11 protein-coding genes are annotated in these 8758 nt (G+C 69.7%); all 11 read left to right on the top strand.

Features of this window, described 5'->3' with window-relative positions; all coding sequences use genetic code 11:
• Positions 1-536 (top strand): flagellar hook-length control protein FliK (locus CKO13_RS08805; RefSeq protein WP_200259663.1); only part of this gene is annotated, 536 nt, incomplete at its 5' end.
• Positions 537-714: 178 nt separating this feature from the next.
• Positions 715-1173: a flagellar basal body-associated FliL family protein gene (locus tag CKO13_RS08800; RefSeq protein ID WP_200259660.1), complete on the top strand. Its 459-nt coding sequence runs from the start codon at positions 715-717 to the stop codon at positions 1171-1173.
• Between the two features lie 22 nt (positions 1174-1195).
• Positions 1196-2299 (top strand): flagellar motor switch protein FliM, encoded by a 1104-nt coding sequence (gene fliM / locus CKO13_RS08795; protein ID WP_200259657.1) that lies wholly within the window; start codon positions 1196-1198, stop codon positions 2297-2299.
• Positions 2300-2350: 51 nt separating this feature from the next.
• Positions 2351-2905: a flagellar motor switch protein FliN gene (gene fliN, locus CKO13_RS08790; RefSeq protein WP_200259654.1), complete on the top strand. Its 555-nt coding sequence runs from the start codon at positions 2351-2353 to the stop codon at positions 2903-2905.
• Positions 2905-3369, top strand: a complete 465-nt coding sequence (gene fliO / locus CKO13_RS08785) for a flagellar biosynthetic protein FliO (RefSeq protein WP_200259651.1) — start codon at positions 2905-2907, stop codon at positions 3367-3369. Before fliN ends, fliO begins: the two co-directional genes overlap by 1 nt.
• 5 nt (positions 3370-3374) lie before the next feature.
• Complete coding sequence (gene fliP / locus CKO13_RS08780) at positions 3375-4118, top strand: flagellar type III secretion system pore protein FliP (RefSeq protein ID WP_200259648.1); 744 nt, start codon at positions 3375-3377, stop codon at positions 4116-4118.
• A 41-nt stretch (positions 4119-4159) separates the two neighbouring features.
• Complete coding sequence (gene fliQ, locus CKO13_RS08775) at positions 4160-4429, top strand: flagellar biosynthesis protein FliQ (protein WP_200259645.1); 270 nt, start codon at positions 4160-4162, stop codon at positions 4427-4429.
• The gene (fliR, locus tag CKO13_RS08770; protein ID WP_200259642.1) at positions 4430-5224 is read left to right on the top strand and encodes a flagellar biosynthetic protein FliR; all 795 of its coding nucleotides are present in this window, start codon (positions 4430-4432) and stop codon (positions 5222-5224) included.
• 3 nt (positions 5225-5227) lie between these two features.
• On the top strand, positions 5228-6394 hold the full coding sequence (gene flhB / locus CKO13_RS08765) for a flagellar biosynthesis protein FlhB (protein ID WP_200259639.1): 1167 nt from the start codon (positions 5228-5230) through the stop codon (positions 6392-6394).
• Complete coding sequence (flhA, locus tag CKO13_RS08760; RefSeq protein WP_200259636.1) at positions 6391-8517, top strand: flagellar biosynthesis protein FlhA; 2127 nt, start codon at positions 6391-6393, stop codon at positions 8515-8517. Before flhB ends, flhA begins: the two co-directional genes overlap by 4 nt.
• A 6-nt stretch (positions 8518-8523) precedes the next feature.
• The coding region (locus CKO13_RS08755) for an FHIPEP family type III secretion protein (RefSeq protein ID WP_200259633.1) at positions 8524-8758 on the top strand (235 nt) is incomplete at its 3' end.

Here is an 8758-nt window from a genome sequence, read left to right as displayed (position 1 = left end):
CGCTTCAAGGAGAGGGCGAGGGTGGCGAGGAGGCCGCCGCGCGCCGCGGCGGGGAGTTCAGCCAGCTGCTCAGCGGCCAGTCGGCGGCGAGCGGGGCGCGCGGCACGGCCGCGGCCCTGGCGATCCCGCAGCCGGTGGGGCAGAGCGGCTTCACGCCGGCGCTCGGCGATCGCGTCCAGTGGATGGCCGGGCAGGGGGTCCAGCGGGCGCGGCTGGAGCTCAACCCGCCGGGGATGGGGCCGCTCGATATCCAGGTGACCGTCGGCGAGGAGCGCACGACGGTGAACATCACCACCCACAATGCAGCGACCCGCGATGCCCTGGAGAGCGATCTCGCCCGGCTGCGGCAGATGCTCGCCGAGCAGGGGCAGACGGAGGTCGAGGTCAACGTCTCCGGCGGCGAGCAGGACGGGCCGGGTGGCGGCGAGCCGTCCGCCGGGGGCGAGGCCGGCGGCGAGGAGGGCGGCGAGCGGCAGCAGGCGCTCGGCGAGCCGGCGGCCGCCGGCGGCCTCGGCCTGATCGATCACTACGCGTGAGCGGGCGTGGGGCCGCTCACGCTCCGCCTCTGGGCCAAGGCCGGGTGCGCCGGCAGCGGCCAGCGCTCGATGATCCCGTAGCAGCAGGGGGGTGATCGTACGCTAGAATGGCGCTCGCGTATCGGGGGCGGAGCCCCCCGGTGATCGGTTCCGGCAACAGGCGCGGGAGGGCTCGGTAGTGCCGAAGATCGTCTACATCTTCATGGCGGTCATGACCGTCTTGATGCTCGCCACCATGGGGACCGTCGGCGCCCTGGCGCTCGGCTACATCACGCCGCCCGGCATGGTGGCGGCGGAGGAGCAGGAGCCGGAGAAGAGCGAGCCGGTCTATCTCAAGCTCAAGCCGCCGCTGACGGTGAACTACGACCGCGGCCAGCGGATCACCTACCTCCAGGCCGAGGTGGAGGTCATGGCGCGCAGCCAGAAGGTGCTGAGCCAGGTGGACAAGCACATGCCGGTGATCCGCAATAACCTGCTGCTGCTCTTCTCGGAGCAGGACTTCGAGGCGCTCAACACCCGCTCCGGGCGGGAGCAGCTGCGCAAGCAGTCGCTCACCGAGATCAACGAGATCCTCAAGAAGCGGGAAGTCGAGGGCCAGGTCGAGGCGGTCTACTTCACCAGCTTCGTGATGCAGTAGCGCCACAGGCGAGCGCGAGGCCATGGCTCAGCAGGACATTCTCAGCCAAGACGAGATCGACGCCCTCCTCCACGGCATCGACGGCGGCGAGGTCGAGACCGAGGAGGACGAGGAGAGCGAGGAGCTCCGGCCGTACACCTTTACCGCCGAGGAGCGCATCGTCCGGGGGCGGATGCCGACCCTGGAGATGATCAACGAGCGCTTCGGGCGGCTGTTCCGGATCGGGCTGTTCAACATGCTCCGCCGCACGCCGGAGGTCTCGGTCACCGGCGTGGAGATGATGAAGTTCGGCGAGTACGTGCACACCCTCTTCGTGCCGACGAGCCTGAACATCATCCGGGTCCCGCCGCTGCGCGGTACGGGGCTGTTCGTCATCGACCCCAAGCTCGTCTTCCTGGTGGTGGACAACTTCTTCGGCGGCGGGGGGCAGTTCTACCTCAAGGTCGAGGGCCGGGAGTTCACCCCGACGGAGCAGCGGGTCATCCGGCTGCTGCTCGACCAGGCCTTCGAGGACCTGCGCGAGGCGTGGAACCCGGTGCTCGGGGTCGACTTCGAGTACGTGAACATGGAGGTCAACCCGCAGTTCGCCAACATCGTCAGCCCCACCGAGGTGGTGGTGATCAGCAAGTTCCACGTCGAGCTCGACGGCGGCGGCGGGGATATCCACATCACCCTGCCGTACACCATGGTCGAGCCGATCCGCGAGATCCTCGACGCCGGCGTGCAGTCCGACCGCAACGACGTGGACGACCGCTGGGCGCGCGCCTTGCGCGAGGAGATGAAGACGGCCAAGGTGGAGCTGCACAGCACGCTGGCGCGCTCCCAGATCACCCTGCGGGACCTCATGCACCTGAAGGCCGGCGACGTGATCCCCATCGAGATGCCCGAGCAGGTCATCCTCGAGGCCGAGGAGGTCCCGCTCTTCTACGGCACCTACGGGGTCTGCGAGGGCCATGCGGCCATCCGCATCGACCAGAAGGTCGAGGCGCCGGAGCGCGAGACCCTGCTGCCCGAGCGCGAGCAGGTGCGCCGCGAGGAGCGCGGCCGCGAGGAGGGGGAGGAGTCGGTCCAGCAGCAGGTCGCGCGGATTACCGCGGAGCAGAACACGGGCGAGCACGGTGAGTAGCGATCTCCGCCGAGGGGGTGGAGGCAGCCAAGAGGTGATGAGGGTGGTGCGATGAGCGAGGAGAACGACCGCGAGCAGCCCGGCGAGGACTGGGCCGACGCCCTGGCCGAGCAGCAGGGCGCCGACGGCGGCGAGGGCAGCGGCGACGAGCAGGCCCTCGCCGATGAGTGGGCGGCCGCCCTCAACGAGGAGGAGGACGGGCAGGGCGCCGGCGCGGGCCCGGCGAGCGAGGGCGGCTCGTCGGCCGCCGGCGGCAAGAAGTCCTCCGCTCGCGGCGGCGGTGAGCGGGCCGTGGAGCTCGATGAGTTCGACCCGGCCGCCACCGCGGCCAGCGGCACCGAGGAGGAGGGCAATATCGACGTCATCCTCGATATCCCGGTGACGCTGTCCATGGAGATCGGCCGCACCCAGATCAGCATCCGCCACCTGCTCCAGCTCAACCAGGGCTCCGTAGTGGAGCTCGACCGCCTCGCCGGCGAGCCGCTCGACGTCATGGTCAACGGCACCCTGATCGCCCACGGCGAGGTGGTGGTGGTCAACGAGCGCTTCGGCATCCGCCTGACCGACGTCATCAGCCCGGCCGAGCGGGTCAAGAAGCTGCGCTGATGGACCGGGCGCGGCGCCCCCGACGAGCGGCCCGGCAGCGCCTGCGCACAGCGGCCCTCGCCGCGCTAGGCGTCAATATGGTGACGCTCGCGCCGGTGGCCGGGGCCGCGGAGATCGCCCCCGGCGTCCAGGGCCAGGCCATCGTCCGGATCCTCGTCGCCCTGCTCGCCATCGTCGGCCTGATCCTCGCGGGGGGGTGGCTGCTGCGCCGCCACGCCGGGGGCCGGGCGACGGCCTCGGGGCAGATGCGCGTGCTCGGGGCCCTGCCGGTCGGCCAGCGCGAGCGCATCGTGCTCGTCCAGATCGGGCAGACCCAGCTGCTGCTCGGGGTGGCGCCGGGGCGGGTACAGACCTTGCACGTGCTGGAGACCCCTGTAGCCGGCACCGGCGAGGCGCCCGCGCCCGCGAGCGACTCCTTCGCGGCCCGGCTGCGCCGGATGATGCAGCCAACCGATAGCAAGTAGCCCCCATGCCCCGATACGCCTCCCTCGTCCTGGCGCTGCTGCTGCTCCTGTTCCCCGCCCTGGCGGCGGGGCAGACGGGCCTCGAGGCGCTGAGCATCGAGCAGACCGAGGACGGCGAGACCTGGAGCCTGAGCCTGCAGGTCCTCGTCCTCATGACGATGCTGACGCTGCTGCCGGCGATGGTCCTGATGATGACCTCCTTCACCCGGATCGTCGTCGTCCTCGCCATCCTGCGCCAGGCCCTCGGGACCGCGTCGACGCCCTCCAACCAGATCCTGGTCGGGCTGGCGATGTTCCTGACGCTGTTCGTGATGATGCCGGTCTTCGACCGGATCAACGAGCAGGCGCTGCAGCCCTACCTCGCCGAGGAGATGGGGCCCGCCGAGGCCCTGGAGTCGGCCAGCGAGCCGCTACGGGCGTTCATGACCCGGCAGACGCGGGAGAACGACATCGCCCTGTTCCTGCGCATCGCCGACTACGGCGAGGTGGAGAGCCCGGAGGAGGTGCCGATGACGGTGCTGATCCCGGCGTTCATGACCAGCGAGCTCAAGACGGCGTTCATCATCGGCTTCGTCATCTACCTGCCGTTCCTCGTCATCGACCTGGTGGTGGCGAGCATCCTGATGTCCATGGGCATGCTCATGCTCTCGCCGATGATCATCTCCCTGCCGTTCAAGCTCCTGCTCTTCGTCCTCGTTGACGGCTGGTCGCTGATTATGGGGACGCTGGCGTCGAGCTTCTTCGTGTGAGCCGCCTCGCCCGGGGCGCACAAGCGTGATGGAGGTCGCGGATGACGCAAGAGAAGGCGGTTGAGCTCGGCAGCGAGGCGCTGACCGTGGCGATCCTCCTGGCCGGGCCGGTCCTCCTGGCCGCGCTGGTCATCGGCCTGATTGTCGGCATGTTCCAGGCGGCGACGCAGATCAACGAGCAGACCCTCTCCTTCGTGCCCAAGCTCGCCGGCCTGGCGGTGGTGCTCTTCCTGATGACGCCGTGGATGACCCAGGTGATCGTCGACTTCACCCAGGGGCTCTACGAGGGCATCCCGGGGATGCTGCGCTGAATGGAGCTGACCTTCGCCGAGATCGCCGCCTGGGTGGGGCAGTTCATGTACCCGCTCACCCGGGTGGGCGCCGCGGCCCTGGTGGCCCCGGTCTTCGGCAACAACCTCCTGCCGCTGCGCATCCGGGTCTTCCTCGGGGTGGTGCTGACGGTGGCCGTGATGCCCGCCGTCGGCGAGATCCCGCAGGTCAACCCCCTCGCCCCGGAGGGGCTGCTCGTCGCCGGGCAGGAGGTGCTGGTCGGGCTGATCATTGGCTTCGTCCTGGCCCTGGCGCTGAACACCGTGGTCATCGCCGGCGAGAGCGTCGCCCTGGCGATGGGGCTGGGCTTCGCGACCATGGTCGATCCGCAGACGGGGATGTCCGTGCCGGTGATCTCGCAGTTCCTGCTGGTCCTCGCCACGCTGCTCTTCCTGATCGTCGGCGGCCACCTGATGATCGTCCAGCTCCTCGCCGAGAGCTTCTCGGCGGTCCCGGTGGGGGCGCTGAGCCTGGAGCGCAGCGACCTCTGGGGGGTGGTGAGCTGGGGGACGCAGATGTACGCCGGGGCGGTGCTCATCGCCCTGCCGATGGTCACCGTCATGCTGGTGATCAACCTCTCGCTGGGCGTCATGACCCGGGCGGCCCCGCAGATGAACGTCTTCTCCGTGGGGCTGCCCATGACCATCCTCGTCGGCGGCGTCCTCTTGCCCGTGCTCCTCTTCCCGGCGCTTCCCACGCGCATGGCCGGGATCTGGCAAGAGGCGTACGATACCATCGGCGCCCTGCTGGGGATGCCGGCAGTCGCAGGAGGCTAGGCCGTGGCGCAAGAGAGCGAGGACGGACAGGAGAAGACCGAGGATCCGACCCCGAAGCGCCGCGAGGACGCGCGCAAGCGCGGCGAGATCCCGCGCTCGTCGGAGCTGACGACGATGCTCATGCTGCTCGTCGGGGCCCTGATGATGCTCGCCCTCGGCGGCTGGATGGGCAGCCGGCTGACGGACCTGCTGGAGTGGGCCTTCACCATCGAGCGCGCGCAGCTCTTCGACCCGACCATCGCCGTGCAGCAGCTCCACGAGGCCATGGGGCGGGGCCTGCTCCTCGTCGCCCCCTTCATCACCGTCATGCTCTTCGCCGCGGTGCTCGCCCCGGTCGCCCTCGGCGGCTGGAGCTTCTCCTTCCAGCCCATGGCGCCGAACCCCGAGAAGCTCAGCCCGATCAAGGGGCTGGGGCGGATCTTCGGCCCGCGGGCGGCGGTGGAGCTCGGCAAGGCGCTGGGCAAGGTGCTCGTCGTCGGCGCCACGGCGCTCGGCCTGTTCTACCTCTACTTCGACGACTTCTACGCGCTCAGCCGCCAGCCCCTGGAGCCGGCGATGGCCTCGGGGATGCACCTGTTCTACGTCTTCTTCTTCCTGCTGACGCTCTCGCTGCTGATCGTGGTGGCCATCGACATCCCCTACCAGATCCACGAGTACACGCAGAAGATCCGCATGACCCCTCAGGAGGTGAAGGAGGAGTTCAAGCAGACCGAGGGCAAGCCGGAGGTCAAGCAGCGCATCCGCGAGGAGCAGCGCGAGGCGGCCAACCGCCGGATGATGGACAACCTCCCCGAGGCCGACGTCGTGGTCACCAACCCGGCCCACTTCGCCGTCGCCCTGCAGTACGACCAGGCGCGCATGCACGCGCCCACGGTGGTGGCCAAGGGGACCGACCTGGTCGCGGCGCGGATCCGCTCGGCCGCCGAGGAGCACGGCGTGCCCCTCTTCCCGGCCCCGCCGCTGGCGCGGGCGCTGTACTACTCGGCCAAGCTCGACGAGGAGATCCCGGCGGGGCTGTACTTCGCCGTCGCCCAGGTGCTCGCCTACATCTACCAGCGCCAGGCCGCCCAGCGCCACGGCCAGGCGCCGCCGGCGGAGCCGCAGCCGGAGATCCCCGAGGAGTTCCGCGCCGACGGTGACGAGGGCGCCGGCGGGGAGGCGCGGCCGTGAATACGACGGCGATCGCCGAGCGGATCCGCACCGTCGGCTCGCGGGGGCTGGGCACGCCGCTGCTCGTCATCGCGCTGCTGACCATGATGGTCCTGCCCCTGCCGCCGCTGGTGCTGGACCTGCTCTTCACCTTCAATATCGTCCTGTCGCTGTCGATCCTGCTGGTCACCGTCTACATCCTGCGGCCGCTGGAGTTCGCGGTCTTCCCGACGATCCTGCTGGTGGCCACCCTGCTGCGGCTGGCCCTGAACATCGCCTCGACGCGGATCATCCTCCTCGAGGGGCACACCGGCACCGACGCCGCCGGCAACGTCATCCAGGCCTTCGGCGACTTCGTGGTCGGCGCCAACTACGTCGTCGGCTTCGTCGTCTTCGCCATCCTGGTGATCATCAACTTCGTGGTCGTCACCAAGGGCGCGGGGCGGATCTCCGAGGTCACGGCGCGCTTCACCCTCGATGCGCTGCCCGGCAAGCAGATGGCCATCGACGCCGACCTCAACGCCGGGCTGATCAGCCAGGAGGAGGCGCGCACCCGCCGCGACGAGGTCTCCCGGGAGGCCGACTTCTACGGCTCCATGGACGGCGCCGCCAAGTTCGTGCGCGGCGACGCCATCGCCGGCATCCTGATCCTGCTGATCAACATCGTCGGCGGGCTGATCATCGGCATGGCCCAGCACGGCATGGCCGTCGAGGAGGCGGCGCACAACTACACGCTGCTGACCATCGGCGACGGCCTCGTGGCGCAGATCCCCTCGCTGGTGCTCTCCAGCGCCACGGCGATCCTGGTCACCCGCGACTCCGACAGCCGGCGGATGACCGACGACGTCACCCAGCAGCTGTTCAGCAACCCGCGGGTGCTGTGGGTGGTGGCGACCATCATCGGCCTGCTCGGCCTCGCGCCCGGGCTGCCGGCGCTGCCGTTCCTCTTCTTCGCCGGGCTCTGCGCCGCCGGGGCCTGGTACGCCGGGTACCGGGAGGCGCAGGCCGCGGCCCAGGCGAGCCCGAGCGCCGCCGAGGCGAGCGAGTCCGCGGAGCCCGAGGATCCCGAGCAGAAGGAGCTGACCTGGGACGACGTCCCGCCCGTCGACCCCGTGGGCCTGGAGGTCGGCTACGGCCTGATCCCCCTGGTCGACCGCAGCCAGGGCGGGCAGCTGCTGACCCGCATCAAGGGGGTGCGCAAGAAGCTCTCCCAGGACCTGGGCTTCCTGGTCCAGCCGGTGCACATCCGCGACAACCTCGACCTCGGGCCGAACGTCTACCGGGTGAGCATCCACGGGGTGCCCCTGGCCGAGGGCGAGGCCCAGCCGGGCCGGGAGCTGGCCATCAACCCGGGTACGGTCCACGGCGAGCTGCCCGGGACCACCACCAAGGATCCGGCCTTCGGCCTCGACGCCGTCTGGATCGAGGCCTCGCAGCACGACTACGCCCAGACCCTCGGCTATACGGTCGTCGACGCGAGCACCGTCATCGCCACCCACCTCTCGCAGGTGATCCAGCGCAACGCCCACCAGCTCTTCGGCCACGAGGAGGCGCAGAAGCTGCTCGATATCCTCGGCCAGAGCCAGCCCAAGCTCGTCGAGGAGCTGGTGCCGAATACGCTGCCGCTTTCGGTGTTGGTCAAGGTCCTGCAAAATCTGCTCGAGGAGGGGGTTCCCATACGCGATATGCGTACTATCGTTGAGGCCCTCGCCGACCACGGGCAGAGGACCAAGGACGCCGGGCAGCTGACCCAGGCGGTGCGCGAGGCGCTCAGCCGGATGATCGTCCAGGACATTGTCGGCATGGAGCAGGAGATGTCGGTCATCACCCTGGAGCCGCAGCTGGAACAGCTCTTGCTCAATACCGTGCAGGGAGCCGGGGAGGAGGGGGCCGGCTTCGAGCCGGGCCTCGCCGAGCGGATGCAGCGCTCGCTCAGCGAGGCCGTGGAGCGTCAAGAGACCGCCGGTCAGCCCGCCGTGCTGCTGACGTCGCCGCAGCTGCGGATCTGGCTGCGGCGCCTGACGCGCAATACGGCGCCGGGGCTCTACGTCCTCTCCTACAACGAGGTCCCGGACGACCGCCAGGTGCGCATCGTCGCCACGGTGGGAGGCCAGGGCCAGGAGGAATCCGTCAAGCAGGGGTAATCGAGTATGCGAATCAAGCGCATCTTCGCCGCGAACACGCGCGAGGCGCTCCGCAAGGTCCGTGAGCAGCACGGCCCGGACGCCGTCGTCATCTCCTCGCGCAACGTCGACGGGGGCGTGGAGGTGATCTCGGCGGTGGTCAAGGTCCTGCAAAATCTGCTCGAGGAGGGGGTTCCCATACGCGATATGCGCACTATCGTTGAGGCCCTCGCCGACCACGGGCAGAGGACCAAGGACGCCG

The organism is Halorhodospira neutriphila, from assembly GCF_016584055.1.
Classification (GTDB): Bacteria; Pseudomonadota; Gammaproteobacteria; order Nitrococcales; family Halorhodospiraceae; genus Halorhodospira; species Halorhodospira neutriphila.
The sequence above is the reverse complement of the archived record's forward strand: the minus strand, read 5'-3'. Positions and strand labels throughout refer to the sequence as shown.

What these genes read in the sequence shown, in the direction of transcription:
- fliM (WP_200259657.1), top strand. Translation starts at nt 1,196, where the DNA reads ATGGCTCAGCAGGACATTCTCAGCCAAGACGAGATCGACGCCCTCCTC.
- fliN (WP_200259654.1), top strand. Translation starts at nt 2,351, where the DNA reads ATGAGCGAGGAGAACGACCGCGAGCAGCCCGGCGAGGACTGGGCCGAC.
- fliO (WP_200259651.1), top strand. Translation starts at nt 2,905, where the DNA reads ATGGACCGGGCGCGGCGCCCCCGACGAGCGGCCCGGCAGCGCCTGCGC.
- fliP (WP_200259648.1), top strand. Translation starts at nt 3,375, where the DNA reads ATGCCCCGATACGCCTCCCTCGTCCTGGCGCTGCTGCTGCTCCTGTTC.
- fliQ (WP_200259645.1), top strand. Translation starts at nt 4,160, where the DNA reads ATGACGCAAGAGAAGGCGGTTGAGCTCGGCAGCGAGGCGCTGACCGTG.
- fliR (WP_200259642.1), top strand. Translation starts at nt 4,430, where the DNA reads ATGGAGCTGACCTTCGCCGAGATCGCCGCCTGGGTGGGGCAGTTCATG.